Annotated in this window: 25 protein-coding genes and 1 pseudogene; 11 read left to right on the plus strand and 15 right to left on the minus strand. The window is 66.2% G+C overall.

What is annotated here, in order from left to right; genetic code table 11:
- Positions 1-48 precede the first annotated feature (48 nt).
- Positions 49-957 carry a hypothetical protein gene (locus BJY14_RS36270; protein WP_179847726.1) on the minus strand — a complete coding sequence of 303 codons (909 nt, stop codon included), beginning with the start codon at positions 955-957 and terminating at the stop codon, positions 49-51.
- Complete coding sequence (locus BJY14_RS36275; protein ID WP_179847727.1) at positions 954-1,202, minus strand: hypothetical protein; 249 nt, start codon at positions 1,200-1,202, stop codon at positions 954-956. Before BJY14_RS36275 ends, BJY14_RS36270 begins: the two co-directional genes overlap by 4 nt.
- 49 nt (positions 1,203-1,251) lie before the next feature.
- Here BJY14_RS36275 and BJY14_RS36280 point away from each other — a divergent pair.
- Positions 1,252-1,419, plus strand: a pseudogene (locus tag BJY14_RS36280) (IS5/IS1182 family transposase); the annotation flags it as partial.
- A 99-nt stretch (positions 1,420-1,518) separates the two neighbouring features.
- Positions 1,519-2,520, plus strand: a complete 1,002-nt coding sequence (locus BJY14_RS36285) for a hypothetical protein (RefSeq protein ID WP_179847728.1) — start codon at positions 1,519-1,521, stop codon at positions 2,518-2,520.
- 27 nt (positions 2,521-2,547) lie between these two features.
- Here the strand turns inward: BJY14_RS36285 and BJY14_RS36290 are convergent, their stop codons facing one another.
- The 3 genes from BJY14_RS36290 to BJY14_RS36300 all read right to left on the minus strand — a co-directional run bounded on the left by BJY14_RS36290 (position 2,548) and on the right by BJY14_RS36300 (position 4,211).
- A complete protein-coding gene (locus BJY14_RS36290; RefSeq protein WP_179847729.1) occupies positions 2,548-3,075 on the minus strand; it encodes a hypothetical protein in 528 nt (175 codons plus the stop codon).
- A gap of 14 nt (positions 3,076-3,089) precedes the next feature.
- Complete coding sequence (locus BJY14_RS36295) at positions 3,090-3,650, minus strand: hypothetical protein (protein ID WP_179847730.1); 561 nt, start codon at positions 3,648-3,650, stop codon at positions 3,090-3,092.
- Between the two features lie 177 nt (positions 3,651-3,827).
- Positions 3,828-4,211, minus strand: coding sequence for a S24 family peptidase (locus BJY14_RS36300; protein WP_246397674.1), 384 nt, complete (start codon positions 4,209-4,211; stop codon positions 3,828-3,830).
- A 192-nt stretch (positions 4,212-4,403) separates the two neighbouring features.
- Between BJY14_RS36300 and BJY14_RS36305 the strand changes: the two genes are divergently transcribed.
- Entirely contained in the window at positions 4,404-5,054 is a 651-nt protein-coding gene (locus tag BJY14_RS36305; RefSeq protein ID WP_179847732.1) for an NUDIX domain-containing protein, read from the plus strand.
- Positions 5,055-5,247: 193 nt separating this feature from the next.
- On the plus strand, positions 5,248-5,418 hold the full coding sequence (locus BJY14_RS36310; RefSeq protein ID WP_179847733.1) for a hypothetical protein: 171 nt from the start codon (positions 5,248-5,250) through the stop codon (positions 5,416-5,418).
- An 82-nt stretch (positions 5,419-5,500) separates the two neighbouring features.
- Here the strand turns inward: BJY14_RS36310 and BJY14_RS36315 are convergent, their stop codons facing one another.
- The 3 genes from BJY14_RS36315 to BJY14_RS36325 form a co-directional block, all read right to left on the minus strand.
- Positions 5,501-6,343 (minus strand): class I SAM-dependent methyltransferase, encoded by an 843-nt coding sequence (locus BJY14_RS36315; protein ID WP_218905748.1) that lies wholly within the window; start codon positions 6,341-6,343, stop codon positions 5,501-5,503.
- Positions 6,344-6,986: 643 nt separating this feature from the next.
- Positions 6,987-7,181 (minus strand): DUF397 domain-containing protein, encoded by a 195-nt coding sequence (locus BJY14_RS36320; protein WP_179847735.1) that lies wholly within the window; start codon positions 7,179-7,181, stop codon positions 6,987-6,989.
- A 2-nt stretch (positions 7,182-7,183) separates the two neighbouring features.
- A complete protein-coding gene (locus tag BJY14_RS36325; RefSeq protein WP_179847736.1) occupies positions 7,184-8,059 on the minus strand; it encodes a helix-turn-helix domain-containing protein in 876 nt (291 codons plus the stop codon).
- An 815-nt stretch (positions 8,060-8,874) separates the two neighbouring features.
- Between BJY14_RS36325 and BJY14_RS36330 the strand changes: the two genes are divergently transcribed.
- Positions 8,875-9,270 (plus strand): GNAT family N-acetyltransferase, encoded by a 396-nt coding sequence (locus BJY14_RS36330; RefSeq protein ID WP_179847737.1) that lies wholly within the window; start codon positions 8,875-8,877, stop codon positions 9,268-9,270.
- Positions 9,271-9,470: 200 nt separating this feature from the next.
- Here the strand turns inward: BJY14_RS36330 and BJY14_RS36335 are convergent, their stop codons facing one another.
- The 5 genes from BJY14_RS36335 to BJY14_RS36355 form a co-directional block, all read right to left on the minus strand.
- The gene (locus BJY14_RS36335) at positions 9,471-9,917 is read right to left on the minus strand and encodes a hypothetical protein (RefSeq protein WP_179847738.1); all 447 of its coding nucleotides are present in this window, start codon (positions 9,915-9,917) and stop codon (positions 9,471-9,473) included.
- Positions 9,918-10,069: 152 nt separating this feature from the next.
- Entirely contained in the window at positions 10,070-10,516 is a 447-nt protein-coding gene (locus BJY14_RS36340; protein WP_179847739.1) for a hypothetical protein, read from the minus strand.
- Positions 10,517-10,554: 38 nt separating this feature from the next.
- Positions 10,555-11,055 (minus strand): hypothetical protein, encoded by a 501-nt coding sequence (locus BJY14_RS36345; RefSeq protein WP_179847740.1) that lies wholly within the window; start codon positions 11,053-11,055, stop codon positions 10,555-10,557.
- Positions 11,055-11,501 carry a hypothetical protein gene (locus tag BJY14_RS36350; RefSeq protein WP_179847741.1) on the minus strand — a complete coding sequence of 149 codons (447 nt, stop codon included), beginning with the start codon at positions 11,499-11,501 and terminating at the stop codon, positions 11,055-11,057. Before BJY14_RS36350 ends, BJY14_RS36345 begins: the two co-directional genes overlap by 1 nt.
- On the minus strand, positions 11,488-13,227 hold the full coding sequence (locus BJY14_RS36355) for a hypothetical protein (RefSeq protein WP_179847742.1): 1,740 nt from the start codon (positions 13,225-13,227) through the stop codon (positions 11,488-11,490). Before BJY14_RS36355 ends, BJY14_RS36350 begins: the two co-directional genes overlap by 14 nt.
- A gap of 831 nt (positions 13,228-14,058) precedes the next feature.
- Between BJY14_RS36355 and BJY14_RS36360 the strand changes: the two genes are divergently transcribed.
- The 6 genes from BJY14_RS36360 (at position 14,059) to BJY14_RS36385 (ending at position 19,693) form a co-directional block, all read left to right on the plus strand.
- Entirely contained in the window at positions 14,059-14,484 is a 426-nt protein-coding gene (locus BJY14_RS36360; RefSeq protein ID WP_179847743.1) for an ATP-binding protein, read from the plus strand.
- Positions 14,481-15,047 (plus strand): SUKH-4 family immunity protein, encoded by a 567-nt coding sequence (locus tag BJY14_RS36365; protein WP_179847744.1) that lies wholly within the window; start codon positions 14,481-14,483, stop codon positions 15,045-15,047. Before BJY14_RS36360 ends, BJY14_RS36365 begins: the two co-directional genes overlap by 4 nt.
- A gap of 144 nt (positions 15,048-15,191) precedes the next feature.
- Entirely contained in the window at positions 15,192-17,234 is a 2,043-nt protein-coding gene (locus BJY14_RS36370; RefSeq protein ID WP_179847745.1) for an McrB family protein, read from the plus strand.
- Entirely contained in the window at positions 17,231-18,454 is a 1,224-nt protein-coding gene (locus BJY14_RS36375) for an McrC family protein (RefSeq protein WP_179847746.1), read from the plus strand. Before BJY14_RS36370 ends, BJY14_RS36375 begins: the two co-directional genes overlap by 4 nt.
- A 223-nt stretch (positions 18,455-18,677) precedes the next feature.
- Positions 18,678-19,448 (plus strand): transposase family protein, encoded by a 771-nt coding sequence (locus BJY14_RS36380; RefSeq protein ID WP_179842248.1) that lies wholly within the window; start codon positions 18,678-18,680, stop codon positions 19,446-19,448.
- Between the two features lie 68 nt (positions 19,449-19,516).
- The gene (locus BJY14_RS36385; RefSeq protein ID WP_179847747.1) at positions 19,517-19,693 is read left to right on the plus strand and encodes a hypothetical protein; all 177 of its coding nucleotides are present in this window, start codon (positions 19,517-19,519) and stop codon (positions 19,691-19,693) included.
- Between the two features lie 235 nt (positions 19,694-19,928).
- Here BJY14_RS36385 and BJY14_RS36390 read toward each other — a convergent pair whose 3' ends face one another.
- Positions 19,929-20,384, minus strand: a complete 456-nt coding sequence (locus BJY14_RS36390; RefSeq protein WP_179847748.1) for a hypothetical protein — start codon at positions 20,382-20,384, stop codon at positions 19,929-19,931.
- 21 nt (positions 20,385-20,405) lie between these two features.
- Entirely contained in the window at positions 20,406-22,169 is a 1,764-nt protein-coding gene (locus tag BJY14_RS36395) for a hypothetical protein (RefSeq protein WP_179847749.1), read from the minus strand.
- Positions 22,170-22,524: the final 355 nt, after the last annotated feature.

The raw sequence follows: 22,524 nt of genomic DNA on the forward strand, positions 1-22,524 counted from the left end.
ATGTGTCAGGCGGCGCCGATACCGCTCAGGTTCCGCCGTGAGATGACGCTAAGGCGACAGCCCGATCCGGTAGAGGGCCAGGGCGGCGAATCCGAGAAGTGATCGGTCCCAGGGGAGCGGGAACGCGGTCGCGCTGATCTCGTCAGTATGGTCCTGGGCCTCGGCGAGTACGTGCAGTCCGGCGTCGGGTATCTGCTCGCCGAGCCGGATCGCGAGAGCGACGGCCGCGGTGAGCTGGACACCGAACGTCCCGGCGGCGAGCAGGGCAGTCAAGCGGTCATCGATCGCCGGTTCGTCCGGGGCGAGATAGCCGAGGCTGAGGTTGGCGCTCGCGCGCGCCATCTGGTGTTCCCGGGTCTCGGGGATCTCCATCAGATGCGCGACCGCGCGTCGGGTGGCGGGAAACCAGGCCAGCAGCTCAGCCGCCATTGCGGCGACCGCGTGGTCGGGATCTTTCGTCCAGACGACGAACCGGTCGCTGATCGCGGCTGCCGCGAGGTAGGCGTCGCGGTCCCAGGAAACCGCGACGGCATCGCATTCCCCAGGCTCGTCGTCTTCGTTATAAAGCCATTCCACGACCGTTGCCACGTCGGTGGCGGTCACGTTGTCGGCCTGGGCGAACTCACGGTGGGGCTCGAAAGGGAGACAGGTGTCGTCGCGGTCTCCGAGCGCGACGGCGCGGAGCAGATCGACCACCGCCGCACGGTCCGGCGTTGCCGGATCGTCCGCCATTTCGGTCAGGAACGGAACGACATGGCAACTCGCCTGCCAGCGGGTTCCTTGGTGATAGACGTTCCCGCCCAGCCGGGCATGAGCCTGGTGACGTTCCTCGGCGTCTGCCGACAGTAGTGCCCTGAGCTGGCCGGGGACGTCTTCAGCCGACCCGTACGCGTGGTGGAGTTCAGCCCAGTTGACCTCCTCCAGGCCATCCAGCGGGCTTCTTGCCATGGTGCTCATGAAGGCTGCTCGTTCGCGAGGCGCAGGTGCAGGCGCGGTGTTGGCGGCAGGGGCGCGGGTGCGTCGGACTCCGGAGTGGCGTGGAAGGCCTCGATGACGTAGGCGGCGTAACGGCTGCTGGTCACCTCGGTGTAGTCGGGTCCCTCGTGGACGGACCCCGATGAGGCGTGCGCCGGAGTAGCTATTACGAGTACGGCCGTCAGGGTGCCCGTGCTGATATCGGCCGCCTTTCTGAGGACTCTCACGTCTTCATCCCCCCGTCTGCATTGAAAACGAAACCTCAGGGTCTAGATGGAGGACGCCAACCGCGCACGCGCCAAGCTCCGCGGACCCCGCGAACGCGCGAACACCCAGCTCAAGTCATGGTGAACCCTGCGCAAGCTGCGCTGCTGCCCCCATCGCGCCGGCCGTCCAGCCGAAGCCGTCCACACCCCGCGACTCCGCGAGACCACATCACGCTGAAAAGGCTTACTGGATCGGCGTTCGCCGGACGATTGCACCGAGGACTCATCCCTTAAACGTCGTTGCCGATGCAGACAAGGTGGGTTCATGATAGGCGCCATGAAACTCGACTGGGCCTATTTCCGTCGGCTCTATGAAGAGCTGCACGACCGCCACGATGCCACCGGGCGTCAGGAATACCTGGTCGGGCAGCGGCCGACGGCGGCCGCACATCTGGCCGAGCTGGCGACGCTGCGCGAACGGGAGCCGATCCCCGCCGGCGGGTACACCGGTGACGACGAGCAGCTATGGCAGATCATGAAGCTGTACGCGCTGAGCCGGGTCAGCGACTACCTGATCGAACTTTTCTGCCCCGCGGGGGACCCGCCCCAGGGATTCGGAGTCACCGGAGGACGCCCCGTCATCGAGGGCAGTTCCACCCACAGGCTGGAACTCGGCGGGTGGCGGATCAACGCCACCCCAGGGTGGATCGGCTCTCGCAGGGTGGATCCCGGCGGGCTGGCCGCCTACACCGGCTTCTTCGCCGGCATCGGGCTGACCCCGTTCGAGCACGCCGAGGCGTTCTCCCCGTTCCACCACGAGATCTTCGCCGTGGTTCAGGATCCCTCCACGACGCGCGTGACCGTTGAGGAGGTGCTGTGGCCCGGTTTCTGGTTCGGTGACCTGCTGTTCAGCCGCGCCGGTGTGCGGGTGCGGGCACCACGGCACCTGATCGACGCCGCGGTGGCCACCACCTCGACGCTGTACTTCACCTACCGCCGCGAGCCGCGTCCCACCAGAGACCCGTCGCACGGCTGGGGATCCAACTCGCAATGGCGCACGGAATTCCACCGGTTCTACTCCGACGAGGACGGCCTGCACCTCAACTGGGACGGTCAGGTGGACATCGGCGAAGACCCTCCACAACAGCCGACCGACCAACTCGACGACCCGGCCCCCCTGGACCAGCGCCGCGAACTGCTACTGCACCGCTGTTTCGTCCGCAGTACGCTGCCACGCGACGAGGACGACCGGTTTCCTTACGACGACCGGCTCAGCCTCACCACCGCGGAGTGGCCGCTGCGGCCAGAGTCGATCGTGCACGTGCCACAGGCACGGTGAGGTTCCCGAGACGAGGGCCGGCGGCCGTCACTTCTTGTACGGGGCCACCTTCTCGCGCAGCTCCTGCATGGTGCCCTGGAGGAGCTGCCGGAGCCGGTCGCGGTCGGCGCCGTCGGCGTCGGCGTAGTCGTCGATGTCGATGAGCTGCTTCTTCGTGGCGGTGATCGAGTTGAGCTGGTGGTCGAGCTTGACGTCGCCGAACCACGGGCTGCGCAGCATGTTCGCCATGTCGGTCCGGAACATCGCCACCAGATCGTCGGGGTCGGCGATGTGGTTCTTGACCTCGGCGACGAACGTCAGCGTCGCCTTGCTGCCGAGGACGGCCTGCTGGAGCACGCCGTCCCCCGTCTTGCGGTCCAGCACGATCGTGAAGCTGTACAGGACCGGGTCGTTCACCGGCTTGAACCGGACGTACTGCAGGTCCGCGCCGGACTTGATCCCGATGACGGGGCACCCCAGGTGCGCCATCGTGAACACCATCTCGCCGATGAGGGCCTCGTCCTTGCTCTCCCGCTCCTCGGCGCTGTTCTTGAACTTGTTGATCATCGAAAGCATGGCGGTCCTCCGGTTCAGGCGGCGATGCGGCCGTGCAGGTACTTCGCGCAGGCCTGGGTGACGGCGGCGATGTGCTCCTGCAGGACGGGGTACTTCACCGTGTAGTGGTCGGCGAAGTACTGGTCCAGGTCCAGCAGCAGGGGCACCTGCACGTAGACGTAGCCGGACGCGATGTCCGCGTCGACGGTGAACACGCCGGGTTCTCCGACGTCCAGGAAGCCGCTCTTCACCTCGGACTTCAGTGCCTGCCACACCGTCCGGGCGTCCCGCACGTACTCGCCGTAGGCGATCGTCACGGCCGCGTGCTGGCCGAGCGTCTTTGCGGCCGTGACGGTGCCGGCCCGGTGCGTGAGCTGGAACATCAGGCGGTGCTTGCGTTCCCGGTGCTGGAACCGCAGGTAGTGGTGGTTGCCGTCGGAGTTCAGGTCGATGAGGGCGTTGCCGTGGGCGACCGCCGCGGTGATCACGGCGCCGACGAGAAGATCGTCGATCTCGCGGGTGTGGAGCTCCTCGGAGAAACGCTCCCAGCTGCGGTGGACCAACCGGCCGAAGACCTGGTCGAGCTGCTCGCTCACGATCACCTTTCGTCGGGGAGGATCAGGGGACGAAGGTGAGACTCCCGAACCGCCACGCCGGTTTCATGATCTGCCAAGTAGACCGCCCGAGCCGGATATTCCGCGCTACCGACCCGGTTCCGCCTCCCGCGTCGCCTGACCGGCTCGGTGGAAAGTGCCACCGGCCCGGCGCGGGGCTCACTGATCACTGGATGGAGCTCGGTCCGACGCCTGTGAATCCGGCTCGTGGGCCACGACCTTCGCCATGGCGCCCGGCCGGTGATCTCCCTTGACGGCGACGCAGATCCCGAAGACCCGTTCGCGTCCTGTCCAGCCGTTGATCCGGCCGCGGTTGTTGCTGATCTGTACGCGGCCCCTGGCGGGATCGAGGGCCGAGACGAGGTGCAGGTAGACCGTCCCGGCCACGCGGGCGAGCACGATGTCACCGACCTCCAGTCTCGCCGGATCGACAGGCGCGACGGTGACCAGATCCCCGCTCCTGATCAGCGGGACCATCGAGGACCCTGAGGGCCGGAAATCCACGGTCGCGCCCTCGGCGACCCTGGCGGCGATCATCTCCATCTTCCCCACATGAGCAGGATGCGGACCTTCGCACCTGCGTGTCCATCGACTTTCCCTCCACGTCCGGGGCCGGGAGATCGGGATGACTCGACGCGCGGAGCTTGCGACCGTCCGGGGTCTCCGGACTGTATCGGCGGGGGAGTGTGAAAGAGCCCCCACCGATCAAGCGGAACAAACTAGGAGAAAACCAACATGCGTGAGCACACAGACCCGAAGGTGCTGGCAGCCGACTGGGCGGATCCCGAGACGGACCCGACCAGGATCAACTGGCCGGCCCGGCAGCGGTTGGCCTTGATCCCCTTCGAGGTGGTCGACGGCCGTCCGGTCAACCCGTGCGAGAAGACGCCCATCCAGCGTGGTCGCAACCTGCTGGGCGGCTGGGCCGAGAACCGCACCTCGGACGCGCTCGCCTCGGTTCGGGACGAACACGGCAACCGCTGGATCGTCCTGGTCGAGCGGAACCGCGGTCGCGGCTGGGGCCTCCCCGGCGGCTTCCAGGACCCGGGTGAGACCTCCGTGATCGCGGCGTGCCGCGAGCTGCGCGAGGAAGCGAGCTTGGACCTGCGGCGCCTGGTGTGGTACGCGACCAAGCCGCGTTACGTGCACAGCAAGCGCTCGTCGGACGAGGCCTGGATCGTCACCGTGCCGTGCACGGTGGACCTGGGAACGCTGAACCGGCGCGACTTCCCGAGGGTGTTCCCTCGGGACGACGCGAAGCAGGCGGCCTGGGTGCGTGCCAACACGCTCCAGGAGCTGACCGCCGATCTGAAGGACTTCCACGGAGGTGAGGTGACCTCCAAGAACCACGTCGGCATGCTCACCGACTGGTTCGCGGCGGCCTGAGGACCGTAACCGAGTAGGAGGGACGGGTCACCGGCCCTCCTGACACCACCGTCCGGCTTCCGACAGGTCGCCGGCTGACCAACGCACAACTCAGGGCCCGGCGCACACCGCCGGGCCCTGATCTTCGTCCCGACGCCGTCCACCCGAACCCACGGCCTCCCCAAGCCGCCGGCCCCGCTTCCGGCACATCGTCGTGGACGAGGCGCAGGACCTCGCCGCCGCGCACTGGAGGATGCTGCGCGCCATCGTCCCCGGCGTGGAGGCCCGCCTCGCCCGCGCGGGCATCCCCGCCACCCGCGCCCGCGACACCCTTCACATCACCTGGCACGGCACCCCGGCCCCTTCCTCAGCGCCCCCCCACTGAGCCGACGAGAAGAGCGCGGGCGGATCCAGAGGACCGCCCGCGCTCGACTTGACACGGGTCCCCGTCACGAGGACCCGGAAGGTCACTCGGCCGGCACCCTCGCGACCGCGAACACGTTCTGCCCGAAGCGCAACGGCAGCCGGTCGAACAGCCGGCTCAGCGGAACGACCAGGCGGTCGTACAGCCTCACCAGCCGCGGGTCGGCGAAGTCGGCCGTGCGGCCGACCATGACGCGGTTGAACAGCCCACCCAGGAGGTTGACGGGTCGGCTGATCTCCACTTCCAGCCCGGCGAGCCGAAGCCTCTCGGCCAGGCCCTCCGGCGTGTACCGCCGTAGGCGTCCGGCCTGGTCGCGATCGAAATCGCTGAACAGTTCCGGATATCCGGCTTCCCAGACGACGACCCGGCCACCCGGCACGAGAACATCGCCGAGCCCCGCGATCGTCTCGACGTCGTGTTCGAGATGCCCGAGGACGTTGACCAGAAGCACCGTGTCGACGGGCGCGATGTCGGGCCGGCCCGGCAGGCTCAGACCCAGAACCTCGGCGTCGGTGAAGCGCCGACGCAGGTGTTCGACCCAGCCCTGCTCGTGGTCGGTCAGCACCAGGCGTTCGAGCTTGGCGCCCCGCCGCACGATCCGGGCGACCAGTTCGCCCGTCTGCGCCCCGGCGTCGAGCACCGAACGGCCGAGGAACGGCGTCACCCACGCGGCCTGGTAGCCGCGGTAGCGATCGGCGTCCCCGCTGGACCGCCACGACGGAATCAGCGCGGCGTCCAGGTGACCGTCGCCGTCACCGGCGGTCGGCTTGACGGGCTCCCTCTTCTCGATGAACGGTCGGAGAGAGTCCAGCAGAGGCAAACAAGCCATGATCGTCCTCCATTTCGTTTGGGCGTGGCCCCCGATGCGTTCACCGGCGGTCCACACAACTTCCCCTACTGACAGTCGGCCCGCGATCTTCACTCGCAACCACGGCCCCAAGAAGAAGGGGAGAGAGAACCCAAACCCTCAAGAACGACAGGCACCCGATCCGCAGAATCGGAATCGCCTGCGAGCAGGCTCCATCTGCAAGCTCACGCGCCGCAGGGAATACAAGGGACCGCGCTCACCGGCGCCCGCCCCGCCATCACTCGACCATCTAGGCCGCTCGAACACCTGCTCGCGCCGAGGGAACCTGCACGACCGCCACGTGATCCAAGAACGCTGTCCAAACTGAAAAGCCGCGTCCGGGGACCCGGACCGGCACCAGCACGACCGCCTCACCCGCCGACCCGCCGCCAGCGCAGGGCGACCGGCCCAGCGCCACCCCGCGGCACCACACCGAACGACCCGCCCCAGCCCACCGCGTCGCCGACGAACCTGAAATCAGCACCTCATCAAACGGGAGGACGAGACGCAGCCTCCACGCCACGCAGAGAGGAACTCAACACACCACCACGCATGAGTATGCGATGCTCCGAGAACTCAAACCCGAAGAGCGGCTCTACCCGGCGCCAGCGCTCGCGAGATCCGTAGCGAGAGCCCCAGCCCGCCAAACCGTCGCAAGCCACTCTTTGCTACAGGACGTAGTTCAGCGACCTCGTGAACGGATCTTGTTGAGGAGAGTGCGCCACTCGTCCGCGGTGAATTCCAAGATTGGCCCGTTGTCATCAAGCTTGGTGTCCCGGACACCGACGGTGCCATCGGCGGCTTGGCCTACCTCTACGCAATGACCATCAGGGTTGCTGTGGCTGGATTTGTGCCAGGCGAAGTAGTGCATGCTCATGTTCACGATCCTGTCTGGTCTGCCAGTTGGTTGGCTACCCGTTCGAGGAAGGCGATGCTGGCATCTGGGGGCAGTGCAACCTCCCGTAGGCGGTCGTACATCCCGGTATACCTCTCGACCTCACGACGCTGGTTGAGAACGAGATCAGTGGTGACGGTGTCGACCACTGCCATAGGCGGGTCTCCAGGCTCGGCGAAGGTGTAGAGGTAGAACGACGACTGCGGGAGGAGACCTCCAGGGATGCGGACGTCGTGCATCAGCACTCGTACGGTGACCTTCTCTTGCTCGGAGAGCAGGCTGACCATGTGCCGAAGCTGGGTGGCCATAACTGCTGGAGGAACCGCCAGCCTGTGGATTACGGACTCGTCCAAGACGGTCTCGTACGACGGACCATCCGGCCTCAAGAGCTCGCGCTGTCGATACTCACGAGCTTCGGTCATACGTTCCGGCTGGTAATCGGGACTTCCCTGGCTCTCGTCGAGCTCGATGAGAGCCTCGATGAACGGGCGGCACTGCAGAGCGCCGGGCAGCGCGGTCTGGTCGTAGCTGCGGACAGTACTGGCGTTGTATTCGAGGTCGGCCGCGAGCTTCTGACGGGGACCCATGGACATGCCGTAGCGATCCCACCAGCCTTTCTGTGCGGCATCGCGGGCGAGTTGGAGAAGGCGGTCGTACTGGCTGCCGGTGATCTCGAGGGCGTCGAGCATGTTCATGATCTCGGCCAGGTCGGGACGAATCTGGGCGTTCTCCAGGCGGGTGATCTTCGTCCGGGAGTGGAAGACCAGGCGGGCGAGACCGTCGGTCGTGAGGCCGCGGCTCTCCCGGAGTTTGCGGATCTCGACCGCCAGCCGGCGGCGGCGGACGTAGGGGCTAGGCATGGCCGTCCTCCCGATATCGCGTCGAACACGGACCGTGCTGATCGCTAACTCGCTGCAATCGAACGTTGCAGGCAAGAGTAAAGTCACGCCCCGACAAAAGCGCGCCTCACCGGCGCGCCCTTGAAATCCGCACGTGCGGGAATTGGAAGTCGCATCTTCGGTCAGTCCGCTTCGGCGGTTTAGGTCCGTATCCGCAACGCGTCCATACCGGGGTGTTTCGGGAACAAGTGGGAAGTCTCGATGTGCAGAGTTGCTTCTTCCTGGCGTTGCTCCCGGCCGTCGTCGCGTCCGAAGAGCGTCGCCAGACCAGTACGGCCTACAACAAACGCACCACTACGTTGCCACTGGCACGCGCGTGCCAGGCCCGCCGAGTGCGCTTGGCAGATTATGCCGGTCTTCTCAGAGCCGTTGCCTTTACGCTTCACGTATGGTCGCTAAACGCCCTAATCCGAAGAAGGACAAGGCCGCTCGTCGCCGCCGTCCATCCCGTCCACCATTGCTGGTTTTGCCCGGGGCAAGCGGCGGAGTTCTGACGGCCGCCGGCTTGTCGGAGGGGCTGGTGACGGCCAGCGGAGTGCGGATCCGCGCGGCGCGGGCTGAAGACGTCGCGGCCGCGCGACGGCTGATTGCGTTGACCGGGAGTGGGGTCATCCTGGAGGACAGGCTCTCCGCCGCGGTTTCGGACGGGACCCTGGGCGCCGCAGTGAGGAAGGGGCTTTCCGGTGGCGAGGACGCGCTGACCTACGAACTGGCGTCGGCGATGTCGCAGGAGGGCGAAGGGACGGTTGAGGGCCTGCTCGTCGGGGCTGACATGCGTGCTGGTCGCCGAGCACCCGGAGGCCGGGGTGGTGGGCGCGCTGCTGGTGCTGCCGCCGGCGCGGGTGCTGTCGCATGCCGGACTTCCGGAGATGGAGTCTGTCTTCGGCCTGTTGCAAATCATCAAGCTCAAGGCCGTCGCGGTCGACCCGGCCCACCGTTCGAGCGGGGTCGCCGCGGCTCTCATCGCCGCCTGCCGCCAGCTCTACACCCAACTCGGCTACACGCTGCTCTACGGCCAGTTCGAGGTCGGGAGCGGACTGGAGACGTACTACCGCCGGCAGCGCCTCACGGTGCTGCCCGAGGGACAGGGCGTCAGCCTGACGATGTTCAGCGTCCCGGTCGGCATTCACACCTCGCCGACAGAACGCTTCTTTGTCTGCGACCTGGACTGAACGCGGGGCTGCCCGCGGACAACCGGGTGGAGGTGGCCGCGCGACCGCAGCAATACGGATGCACGGCAAACGCAACCAGGCGCGCACGTTCCCGATTGAGGCGCCGGCGGCGCCTCACTGCTGAACCACCTCGCCGAGGGCGGCCCGTGAAAACGGCCCCTGTGGCGCGGGCACCTGACGGAAGATGGCTGATCAGCCAACTATTCCAGTAGTTCGTCCGCGTCTGCGCGAATCTGCACCATGAAGGCATGGAGTTCGGCGTCGCTGTAGTTGGCCTGCGCGTTCAGAGCTGAAAGCAAAATGATCTGGTGACCGAGAACCGTTTCGTCGTCAAAGTCCGGGAGAGGACCTCGGCCCAGGGCGTGCAGGATCACCTGTTCTGCGACATCCGGGTTGACCGCGTCTGAAGATTCATCGCCTGCCGCGCGCACCACTGCGACGAATTCGATGATCTCTGAGCGGTCGGCTGCTTTCCCGTCCCTGACGAACCGCCGCCGGATAGCCTCGAACAGCCCCGCCGCCAACAGTGCCGCATAACCAACGTTGTCGGTCTGATCGAGCTTGTTGAACAGCCGCAGATGTTCTTCCAGAGGACGTCCTGCCAGTTGAGCATGAAGAGCCGCCACCTGCTTATCCGTTACCGACATGCTCTGCTCCTATCGATTCAATAGGCTTGCGTCTCGCCAACTATCTCGACTGCTAACACAATGCCGCTGACAGCACAGAGCATCGCGTCGTCATGTCTGGACCTTGAGCCGAGGGTGTTCACTCCTCAGACTGGGTTGCCTCCGCCGGACTGTCATTCCAATACCTGGTCAGCGAGAGCCGCCGCTTCTGCCATAAAGGCATCGAGTTCGGACCCTTCGAATTGTGCCTGGCTGACCAAGGCGGCAAGCAGGATGATCTGATGCTCGAGCAGCGTATTCCCGTCTATCGTGTCGACCGATCCTCTGCCGAGTAGAGTAAGAATGATGCTCTCAGCTACTTCCGGGTTCACGATATGAGCCGAGTCGTCACTTCTAGCGCGTACGCTCGCGATGAAATCGATCACCGTTGCGTCATCTGCAACGTTATTGCCTTCTCTGAAGCGTCGTTCGACGGCTACAACGAAGGCTGCGGCGACCAATGCGGCGTAACCGAGCCTGGCTTGTTCGGGATCGAGTCCATGGAGTAGCCGGCGGTGCTCGTCAACTTGCCCTGCAAGTTGGGTGCGCAACGTGGCCAGGTGCTCGGTGAGAACGGGCATGGTCTTTCTCTGCGGCTACTCGGTTAGGCTTTTGAACTTCACGAGACGGCCGAAGTGGAGGCAGCGTCGCGACGTGCCGCAAGCCACTCCTCGGTATAGGCGGTGACCTCGTCAATGAACTGCTCCAGGCCAGCCCGATCGAGATCCATCTCAGCGACGAGGTAGAGCAAGATGAAGACCTGGGCATGCAGAGTGGCCGACACGTCCTCAGGGACGGTTTGCTTCAGAGGAGGTGCGTCGACGGCGCGGCGTACCATGTCCTCGGCCACGAGCGGATTGATCGGGAACGCGTCCTCGCTGGCTGCGATCCGAACGTCGGCGACGAACCGAACAAGCTGACCCACGATGTAAGGCTGGGCGAACTTTCGACGCACCGCAACCTCGAAGGCGCAGAAGAGCAGCGACATGTATCCGGCCGCCGTCTCGTCGTCCACCTGCATCTCGTCCTGTAGAGGCACCCAAGCCTCGGGTCCCTCCAGTAGGAACGACCGCAAAGCGAGGATGTTCTCCTCGCCGATATGAACTGCCGAGTAATCCATTACTTGAGCAACTCTTCGGCAAGCGAACGTGCGCTCTGCAAGAACGCGTCGAGTTCGGCTGGAGTAAACTGTTTTTCGCCCACTATAGCCGCCACTATGACAATTTGGTGACCGAACTTGACGCCCGGTTCGGCGTCGATCATCTCGCCTTTTCCAAGCAAGTCTCGTATCATGCTTTCCGCGAGACTGGGGTTGATCAGATCGGAGGATTCGTCGTTTCCTTCTCGCAATTGTGCGACGAAGTCAATGATCTGAGTGTCGTCTGCAACTTCGCCGTCTTTTATAAAATATTGCTCGGCGGCTTCAATGAAAGCTGCTGCGATGAGAACAGGGTAAAACTCGTTGACCTCAGTGGAATCAAGTTGCTCCATAAGTCTGAGATGCTCTGCGCGGTTTCCTCTAAGCTGAGCCCGCAGTACTGCGACCTGTTCGTCAGTGATCGGCATGCTCTCTCCTTCTTGAGTTCTTTGCAATATTTATGGCGAAACGGACGATCTCTGTCAGGACGATCACCGTGCCTACGGCGCCGATGACAGTATCTCCGGCCTTGATTTTCTCGTCAGGGGCCTTTATGTGATCAGTGTTGAGGCGAGCTCCGCACGATTGCCCAGTCGGTTTTACTCGCTCCAGTTTATTCTGGGCCGGCGTGGAGAACTTTTCTATAGAATCTCTTGTGTCGTCTGCTTTGTCGACGAATTTTTTGAGTTCGCCGCGAAGTCGAGATAGTTTGTCGGGGCTTCTTTCTTGGTAATCGCGAGAGGCTCGGTCGTCTTCGGGACGGCGGAGTTCGCCTCTGCCCGGGGTCTCGGTGTCGGCGTCCGGGCGGCCTGGCGGGATCGGTCTTCCGTCGCGGTCAAGGGTGATCGTGACTTGTCCGGCGAATCGGCTCGGCTCTATGTCCGTCGATTGTTCTTGGTGAGGCGTTAGTTCTGTGCCGGATTCCTCTCTTTCGCCCGTCTGCTCGGCCTCTTGATCGGGTGGGTCGGTTTCGTCGGTGGACTCGATCGACTCCGTGCCCTCGGCAGTTTTACCATGGCCGTCGCCCTGTTCACCGGGAGGCTCTGGGGGCGGGACGTTATCGCCGGTTCCTTCGAGAGGAGGCGTGGTCTCGACGGGGGGTTTCGGGTCGTCTGTCTCGTTGCCCGTGGTTCCGTCGGTGGCCTTGGGCTCCGGGGGTTCGGTGCCCTGGTCTTTGGTCTCGGGGCCGGTGGAGGAGGCCTCGCGGCCGGGTTCGGGAACGCCGGTGCCGGTCTCGGCGGCGGGATCGATGGGGTGGCCGGTTTCTGAGCCTGGGGGCGTCCCGTCTTTCCCGTCTCCGGGCTGGTCGTCGTCGGGCAGTGAGGCGTCCGCTGGTGGTTCGGTCGGCGGGTCGCCGCCGCCGTCGCCGGAGCCAGAGGAGTCCTTCGGGACGAGCGGCTCGTGCTCCTGATCTTGCGGGCGCGGTACCTCGGGTGCCGGGGGCTCCGCCTCTACTTCGGGGGTCCCAGACGCGGGCTGATCGCGGCCGCCGGACCCCTCACCATTGCCGGACGCGTCACCGCCGCCGCCGGGAGTCTCACTGCCGCCGATAGCGCCAGGCGGTGTCTCGGCGCCCGGGGGTTGTGCTTCCGGTCCGCGCCCGTTCGACCCCGCGTCCTGGTTCTGCGGCGTAACTCCGCTGTCACCGCTTTCGGCGGTGGTTCCTTCTCCGGGTCCGTTGGTGGTCCGGGTGTCCTGGAATAGGGCTCGCCGTTCTTCCGCGGTCGCCTCTTGCCACTCTCGGGCGGCGGCGAGGCTTGCCCGGCGGGAGCCGGGCGGGAACTGAGAAGCCTCGGCCGCGCGGGTGCTCGGCTGCTCGGAGGACGCGGGGTCGTCGGTGGTCTCGCCTTTGTCCTTACCGCCGTCCTGCCCTTCCGCCTTGCCCGGCTCGGGCCGATCGGTCTTGGAACCGCGGTCGTCGGTGCCCAGCTCGCCCTCGTCTTGCCGAGGGTTCTCGGTCTTGGCCTGGCCGGGCTTTTCCGCCTCCGTGCTGCCTGCGCCTGTCTCTGGTTCCTTCTTGGTCTTCGGGTCGGCTTCGGACGGCGGGTCACCGGGGGTCTGGGGCTTCTCCGCGGCCGGGCCGGTGGCGGACTCGTTGGGTCGCGCCTCGCGGCCGCCTCGTTGTTCGTTGCCGACTTCCGAGCGCCCGGGCACCGGCTGACCTGCTGCTTTATAGCTGTCTATGCGGGGCGTTCTGCCGTCTGCTCCGGGAACGGTGGACGTTGATTCGCCGCCGGTGGACGGTTGGGTGGGCTTTTCGGGGGTCTCGGGGCCTTTGCCCGGCCCACCGGGGGGGTTGTCCAAGCCCACGCTCGCAGCCCTTTCCATAGGGGGAAGGCGAACCGGTCGGCCAGACGGTTCACCGGGCGTGTCCGTGACGTGCGGGGCCAACGCCGGATCACACCGGACCCTATGTAATCGTGCACGTGCGAACTTTGCACGTGCCGATATCCCTCTCACCTCCTCCTGGCGCACGTATCCCGCGACTCCGTGTCGGTTTCCCGCTGATTCGTCTGCTTGTTCGGACCGGCCGGATCGGAGCGGCGTCACTCGGCGCGTCATTCAAGCGTTCCGATGATGCGGATTTTGCGCCGATATAGGCGGTATGTTCGCTTTGGGGCGGGCGTGTCCCGCCACGTCTCGCAGCCCGGCGGTGCTCGCGACGGACGCTTTTCACGCCGCCACAGTGTCCCTATTCATCTGCGTTCAGGGTGATCTGGTCGGCCGGTCCAGACGGCCACGGGGTGGCGCGGCCGTCGAAGCCGCCCCTGCCTCCTCGCCCGAATGCGGAAGCTGACGTGCGCAATTTCGCACGTGCGGAGATCGGACGTGAGACCAGCACTCGTTTTAAAGCCCTTGCAAGGGCCGGTAGTGCTCCGATCCTTCGTGCTCGAACGACAACAGAGTGTGACGATGTGCGAGCGGAACAAGGGGTGACCCCGTAGATCCGCAACGTCCACTTCCATCGCGACCCGAGGTGCTCTGATGTCCCTGACCATGCTTCCGGCAGCGCAGCCGGCGCCGCTGTGCTGGCGGCGCTCCTTCCCCGGCGGGCCCGAACAGGCCCGCAACGCCCGCCGGTTTGTGGGTTGCCTGCTGGACGGCTGCCCCTTCCTCGACGACGTCCTGCTGGCCGCCGACGAACTGGTCGTCAACGCGCTGCGGCACTCCAAGTCGGGCCAGGTGGGCGGCTCGTTCACCGTCCAGGTCGTGCGGGACGGCGGCCTGGTCGCGGTGTCGGTCACCGACCAGGGCGGCCCCGGTGAGCCCGCCGCGCTGGACGCCGCCGAGCTGGCCGAGTCCGGCCGGGGCCTGCGCACCATCTCGCTCACCGCCAGGAGCTGGGGATGGCACGGCAACGGCGAGGGCCGGACGGTCACCGCCGTGTTCGCGGGGGAGTGGGCCGCGTGACCGAGCCCGCCTCCTGGACGCACGACCAGGTCCACCTGCGTGTCCACGCCGCGATGACCGCCGCGATGCGCGCCGACCCCCACTCGATCGACGCCGCGCTTGTCCAGACCGGGAGCCTCGACCCCGCCAGCCGGGCGTTCGTCGCCCACTCGCGGCGCCTCGTTCTCGCTTGTACCGCCGCGCTGACCTGCGTCCTCGCCTCCCATCGCCCCGGCGAGAGCGCGCACGGCGAACCGGTGTGCCGCGGCTGCGGGACGCCCGAGTGCCGGACACTGCGCGGCCTCTCCCATGTCCTTGCCGCCTACAGCGTCCGCCCGGCCCTGGTCGACCGCGCCGAGGCGTGGAGGCGCGCGGACGCGCACTTCTGGCGCGGCGGCCGACCTGTCCCGCTGCTCATCGAAGACTTCTCAGACGGCTTCGTCGCCCGCGCCGCCGACAGCCCCGGCGACGACGAGGCCCCACTACTGATCATCGACCGCCACACGGGCGCGCTGAGCCGCTGGCCGTCCATGCCCCTCGACGTCCTCGCCGGCGAATACACCCGCTACCGAGAAGGGCTTTAGACGACCTATGCGCAGGATGCGCACTCGACACTTCTACGCGTGTCCGCGACCGCTCTCCGCGCAGCGGTCCGCGATCAGCGGATGAAGAGTGGAATGCGGCGTGTGGGTGGCATCGTGCGGCCCATATCTGCCAGCCTTTGCCGTATGTTCAGCCGCAGCGAACTCCGAAGCGAGATGCTCTTCACCGCCGCGCACCTCCTGTCCGAATTCCATTCGGATGCGGCTGGTGCCGGTGTCCCCTACCGGGAGCTCCACGATCGGGTTCTGGAAACGAACCCCGAGCTGAAAGGGCACTGGCAGGAGATCGCGGGCGACGCGTGGTATGACACCTCCTACCTCGAACTGCAGTTCGCCAGTATCGGCCTGGTCAAGGCCGGATGGGTGCACAAGACCCAGCGGAAGTGGTTTCCGACCGGTCTGGGGCGTTCGGCGCTGGCGGCCTGTACTGACCCGGCCTCCCTGTCAGCGGAACTGGATCGGATATATGCGTACTGGGAGCGGCACAAGGAGAACTTTCAGACCGCGATGGCGATGGCCGAGGTGCTTCCTGAGGGGCGCTGGGCGTCTGTAACCGACGTCGCTTCCGAAACCGGACTGGCGACCGCCGCTCTCGTCGGCCTGCTGCTCGGGAGCCGGTCCGAAGGCTGGCACCGGCTCCTCTCCGACGACGGCACGCTGCCGCGCGAGGCCCACGCCACCGAGTCCGAGCGAGCACTCTGGCTCCGCATGCTGGAAGAGGAAGGCGCAGCAACCCTCATCGGTGGAGGGGCCGATGCACACCACCGGATGGGCGCGGCCGAGCTGCGGCTCCTGGTGGTCACGGTCCCGGGCCCGGACGACCGAAACCGCAGGGCATGGCTGGTGCGGTCGTCCGGCCTCACGGGCTTGTGGCTCGACGAGGGAGTGTGCTCGCTGCCGGCGGAACGGCTTCGCGACCTGCCGCCGGGTGCTCCACCCGAACAGATCGCCGCGGCGGTCAGGGACGACTACGCGGAGAAGGGCGCGCAGGACCACGACCGGCTCACCGCGCAGTTCCACGCCTTCCTCAGCCGGATGAAAGAGCGCGACATCGTCGTCACCAACGAGGGCAGCCGGATCTACATCGGCGAGATCCAGGGAGGGCCGTCGTTCGTCAGTAGTGTGGGTGAACGCGCGAACCTGCAACGTCCCGTCCGGTGGCATCGCCCCGACCGGCCTCTCGACTACTACGAAGACCTCCCCGACGAGTTCTCCGCACTGGTCAGCAACCCGGACGTCGACATAGTCGACCTCACCTCTCTGCGGGCGGAGTTGGAGAAGCTCCTCGGGGAGCCCGTGGACGTCGTCGAACACGAGATGGTGCTCCACGACGTCAAAGACGCCCTCGCCAAGGAACTCCTGGTCGAGCGGGAGTGGCTGCAGGAATGCGTCGAGCTGCTGCGCGAACGTCCCCAGCTCATCTTCTACGGACCTCCCGGTACCGGGAAGACGTACCTGGCGCGGAAACTCGCCAAGCACCTCGTCGGCGGGCGGCCGGAATGCGTCCAGCTCGTGCAGTTCCACCCGGCCTACGCCTACGAGGACTTCTTCGAGGGCTACCGCCCCAAGAAGGCCGACGACGGCACCGTCTCCTTCGACCTGGTACGCGGACCCTTCCGCCGCCTGGTCAGCGCCGCGCTCTCCCATCCCGGCCGCCCCTACGTCCTGATCATCGACGAGATCAACCGGGGTAACCTCGCGAAGATCTTCGGTGAGCTGTACTTCCTGCTGGAGTACCGCAAGGAACCGATCAACCTGCTCTACGGCTCCGAGGACGGCGAGGGCTTCACGCTCCCGCCCAACGTGATCGTCATCGGCACCATGAACACCGCCGACCGGTCCATCGCCCTCGTGGACGCGGCCATGCGCCGCCGCTTCTGGTTCGTCGAACTCCACCCGGACGCAGCGCCCACCCGGGACATGCTGGCGAAGTGGCTCGCTGACAACGGGCTTTCCGACGAACCGGCGCGGCTGCTCGCCGAGCTCAACAGCCGCATCGAGGACCGCGACTACCGCATCGGCCCGTCCTACCTGATGCGGGAGAGCGCCGCCACCGAAGCAGGCCTGGCGCGGATCTGGCGAACCCAGATCCTGCCGCTGCTCGAAGAGCACCACTACGGCGACGGCATCGACGTCCAGGCGAGGTACGGCTTGGACGCGTTGCGGTGACCGTCGTCCGTCTCCAGGAGAACGCCCCCTGGGCGGAGCACGAACTCACCTCCGGCCAGGCCGCCGCCCTGGCCGCCGCCGAACTGGTGCGGATCGCGCCCGGCCCCCGCCCCGGCCTGTGGCGGCTACGCGACAACGGCCTCATCGGAGCCGCCCGGATCGGTCCTCGCCACGACCCCGTCGAGGTCCGCGTCCGGCCCAAGACGCCCATCGACCGTCTGCTCTTCCTTCTCGGCTACGCGCGGCAACCCCGCGGTTGGCGGCAGAACACGGTGGACGCGGGGGAGCGACCTGACTTGGTTCCCGCCCTGGCCCACGCGTTCGCCCGGTCTGCCGAACGGGCGCTGCGCCAGGGCGTCCTGCTCGGCTACCGCGAGCGGGAGGTGGCGCTGCCGGTCGTCCGCGGGCGCATCCGCATGGTCGACCAGGTGCGGCGGCGCCACGGCCTGCCCCTCCCGGTCGAGGTGCGTTACGACGACTACACCGTCGACATCGCGGAGAACCAGCTCCTCCTCGCCGCCGCCCACCGGCTCCTGCGCCTTCCGGGCGTACCCGCCGGCACCCGGAAGCTGCTCCGCCACCTGCTGCTGAGACTGGACGACGTGACACGACTCGTCCCGGGAAGGCCCCTGCCCGACTGGACGCCGTCCCGCCTTAACACCCGCTACCACACAGCGCTCGGCCTGGCTGGTCTCGTGCTGCGCGGCGCGTCCTACGAACTCGACGACGGAACCACCGTTCGCGTGGATGGGCTGATGCTGGAGATGTGGCGCGTCTTCGAGGACTTCGTGTGCGTCGCTCTCGCCGAGGCGCTCCGTCCGTACGGCGGCACGGTGAAACTCCAGGACAAACGCCACCACCTCGACCGCGCCCATCGCGTACGTCTCCAGCCTGACCTCGTCCTCAACTCCGCCGACGGGCGCCCCGTGACCGTGGTGGATGCGAAGTACAAGACCGGGAAGACGCCCCAAGAGGACCTCTACCAGGTCCTGGCCTACTGCACGGCCATGAGACTGCACCGCGCCTACCTGGTGTACGCGGCCAAGACCGAGACGCACACCCACACCATCACCGGCACGGACGACCTGCAGATCGTAGAAACCGCGCTGGACCTGTCCTCCACCCCTGACGCTCTCTGCACCCAAGTAGCAGCCCTAGCCCACCGAATAGCCTTCGAAGCCGAAACCCTGCCTCCTGTGAGTTCCTGGCCTAACGGGTGAAGCTCCCATTGGGGATGGGGCTGTGATCCGCAGGGCCTCTCTCGTCAAGAGGCCATCATGGCCGCTTCCGCGGCTTCGTGGATCAGTGAGCCTTTTTCAGCGGCAGTTCGATGTGCGCTGATCACAGCATGATCGCGGACGGTGTGGGCGGTGCCGGACGTCAAGAAACCCCTGGTAGGACGGTTGGTCTCTCACAACGTCCCGTCCCCACCAGAGGCCTCACATGCTTTTGTACCGTGCTTCGCTGCCGTTGTCGCGCCGGACCCTGGCCTACGCCACCGGTGTCGTCCGCCGCCACCGCCAGGCCCTCGGCAGCAGGGGCCGGTGCCTGCCCCCGGGCATGCAGGCTCTGATGACCTTGGTCTACCTGCGCAAGGGCGAGACCTACGCCGAGCTGGGCGCCGGATTCGGCGTCTCCACCGCCACCGCGTGGCGCTACGTCAACGAGACCGTCGACCTTCTCGCCGCCCGAGCGCCCAAACTCGGTGCGGCGCTGGCCAGAGCGGTCAAAGCCGGGCTGCCTTACCTGGTGCTGGACGGCACGTTGGTCTCGATCGACAGGGTCGCCGCCGACCGGCCCTACTACTCGGGAAAACACCGCCGCCACGGCATGAACCTCCAGGTCATCGCCGCACCGGACGGGACCTTGCTGTGGGTGTCGGGACCGCTGCGCGGCTCGGTCCACGACCTGACCGCGGCCCGGATCTGGGGCGTCGTCCGGGCACTGGCGGCCACCGGGCTGCTGGTGCTGGCCGACAAGGCCTACCAGGGCGCCGGCGCGCACATCCTCACGCCCTACAAGGGACGCGACAAGCCCGAACCGCAAAAGGACGCCAACCGTGCACACGCCAAGCTCCGCGGCCCCGGCGAACGCGCGAATGCCCAGCTCAAGTCATGGCGAATCCTGCGGAAGCTGCGCTGCTGCCCCCACCGCGCCGGACGCCTCGCCAAGGCCATCCACACCCTGCAACTCCGCGAGACCGCAGCACGCTGAAAAAGGCTCAGTGCATCCACCCCGGCGCCATCGAGGTCGGCCTCGATCACAAGGGAGAACAGCAGCAATTGCTGGATGCCGGCGACTTCTTCTCGGTTCTCGCTGGTGATGGGAGGTTCCTTGAGCGAATCATCGCTGAGGAGGAAACGGATGATGTTCTCTGCCAGGCGTGGGTTGAGTTCGCTAGCGTCTTCGTCGAGCTTTATCCGTTGGTAGGCGACGTACTGGATAACGTCCTTCAATGAGTTGGAGGACGAGAACTTTCTGCGTACCATCGTGCCTAGCGAGAAGGCCAGCAATGTGGAGAAACCTTGACTGCTATTGCCTTCCGTAAGAAGTTCGGTGGCGCATGCTTCCCACTCTTCGTCTGAGCCTAGTATCAGTGCCCGCAAGGCTCGCTTATGTGACTCGGTGATTGCCGGCTCGAATTCACCTGTCATTACGAAATCCGTTTTGTGTCAACGTCGGGTGGCCCTCCGGTCAGTTGTCGCGAGAGATCCAGTCGTCTGCGGTCTCTCTCACCGTCGCCATGAAGGAATCGAGTTCGGCCTCGCCGAAATCTTCGTCGGCGACCAGGCCTCCGAGCACTATGATCTGTGCTCCGAAGAAGATCTTCCTGTCGATGTCGTCTATATCGCCTCTACCGAGAGAATGGCGGATCAACCTCTCCGCGACCACGGGGTCTAGATTCTCCGCGGTGGCCGGAGTTCTGGAACGCAGGTCTGCGACGAATTTGGTGACCTCCTGGTCGCTCGCCGTCTCCTCTCCTCGGATGAAGCGTCGACCAATGGCCTCAAAAACTCCGGCGGCGATGAGAGCGGAGTATTCGTAACCCACCTCCTCGGGCGTCAGTTCTTCGAAGAGGCGGTTGTGGTCTTCGATTCTCCCGGCCAGTTGGGCGTGAAGGGTCGCTGCTTGCTTATCTGTGACAGCCATCCGTGGCTCCCTCGGTTCGAATTATCTTGAGCGAATTTTCTGGGCGAGCTTCCGCCCGCCTTCCATGATGACCATGGTGGCGGTGGCTGCGGCCATAAATGAGTCCTGCGTGGCCCCGTATGTGTGCGGGGAGCCCATGGTGGGCGCGGTGCTGGTCTCCGCGTGACCCGTCGGCGTCGGTGGGCGTGGGCCTAGGAAGCCATTAACGGTATCACGGCTCAAAGCGGATGCGTTCTTCAGGTCGGTGCCCCGCTTCCACGTAGCTCCTCTAGCTCTCTCAGTCCGAGACTCGTTGTCGGTTTCGGATTTTTTTCTTCTGTCGGAGGCTTTTGCGACGACGCCGGGTTCGCGGTCCGCGCCGGTGGGGTCGAGTTCGTCTTGTGTTGCGGATTGTGAGATCTCAGACGTACCGGAAAGCCAGGGTGGGAGTTCGGTGTCGCGGGACTGAGTGGATTCGCCGCTGGTCCTCCTTGCTTGGTCGACCGTCTGGGTGAAGTGCCCATTTGGGTTGTATGTCCCCAGGTAAGGAAGCGTGTTGGGCCCGGTTTTGATTTCCTCCGGCTTCTCGCCGGTTTTACCATGCTCGCCGTCCTGCTCGCCGCCGGTTCGGTCGGCCGGGTTCTCTTTGCCGTCAGGTTCAGGTTGCTCTGTGCCGGAACCTTCCACTGGTTCGGCCGGGGGTTGCTCTTCCGATTCGGGCAGGGGCGGCTCCGCCTCGGGGGCGGGGCGTTCGCCCGGCGTCGGTGGGTCGAGTTCGCCTTCCCCGGGTGGCTCGGCGGCAGACCCCTCGACCTTCGCGGCGCCGGGAGTGCCTTCGCCGATCTGTTCTGGGAGAGGCGGCGGGGCATCGGTATCGGCGGAGTTGTCCGTGGCCTGCGGCTGCTCGGAGGGTGCCGGCGATTCGGGGGGCTGGGGCGTGGGGTCCGGCGTGTCCGTGTCCGGGGTGCTCGTGTTCTGCGCCGGGTCGGTGGTCTCGGTCTGCTGTGGGGTGGCGTCCGTACGGCCGGGGAACTCCCAGCCCGCCGCGATGAGACTCGCGATGCGAGACGGTTGGTTGGGAGAGCCCGGGTTGTCCACATACGGCGTGCGTTCGGGCTGTCCGGGCTCGGCCTTGTCGGTGGTTTCGGGCTTGTCACCGGTGGTCTCGGTTTGCGGCGTGGCGGGCTTTCCGTCGCGCTCACCGCCGGCCTCGCTGCCGCTCCCCGCCGCCTCGGCGGGCGGCCTGTCGGTGTCCAGGGTGAGTGGTGCGTCCTGGTTCGCAGGCTCGCCGGGCCTGGGCTCGCCGGTGTCAGTGGTCGTGCTGCTCTGATCCGTTGCACCGGGGGTCGGAGGAGCTTCTCCGCCGGTAGGCCGGTCGGTGGGATCCTGACCGGCGGTGGTGTTGTCTGCCGGTCGAGACGGGGGTTCCGCGTCGGTGCTTCCCGTGGTGCCGCCCGCTTCGCCGACGGGCTGGGCACGGGGCGACTCCGCACCGGGAGCCGTGTGCGATGCGCCGGCTTCGGTCTTCTGGGGATCCTGGTCTTTTTCGCCCGTGCCCGTTGTTTCGCCGGTTCTGGTCTTGGGGTCGGCCTCGCGGTCCACGGCCTGGGAGCCGGTTTCGGCCTCTGTCTTCTCTCCAGTCCCCTGATCAACTTTGCCGGACGGGTCGTCAGGGGGCGGCTGATTCTCGCCGACAGAATCGGTGGAGGACGACTCGCTGGTTCGCGTCGCGTCGTCGCCGCGCGGGGCGGAGCTCGCGTCCCCTGGGTTCTCGAATTTCCAGCCTGCTGCCCTGAGGCTGTCCATGCGGGGCGTCCTGGACGCTCCCTCGGGGGCGGCCGGGGGTTCGCCACCGGTGGATGGCGGGGTGGGCTTGTCGACAGGGTCGGTGGTCTCTGGGCCTTTGCCCGGCCCACCGGGGTGATCCACGCCCACGCTCGCAGCCCTTTCGTCGGGGGGAGGCGAACCGCTATCGGGCAGAGATCGGACGGCTCGCCGTGCGTGTCCCTTGACGCGCGGGGCTGACGTCACGAGTACACGGCCCCCTATGTAATCGCGCACGTGCGAACTTTGCACGTGCGTACCTCGCCTCTCTGAGCGGCGGAACGCGATCTTGGCGGCTCGGGGCCCTCAACACGACACCATCGTCCAACTTGAATGG

This window comes from Actinomadura luteofluorescens, from assembly GCF_013409365.1.
GTDB lineage: Bacteria > Actinomycetota > Actinomycetes > Streptosporangiales > Streptosporangiaceae > Spirillospora > Spirillospora luteofluorescens.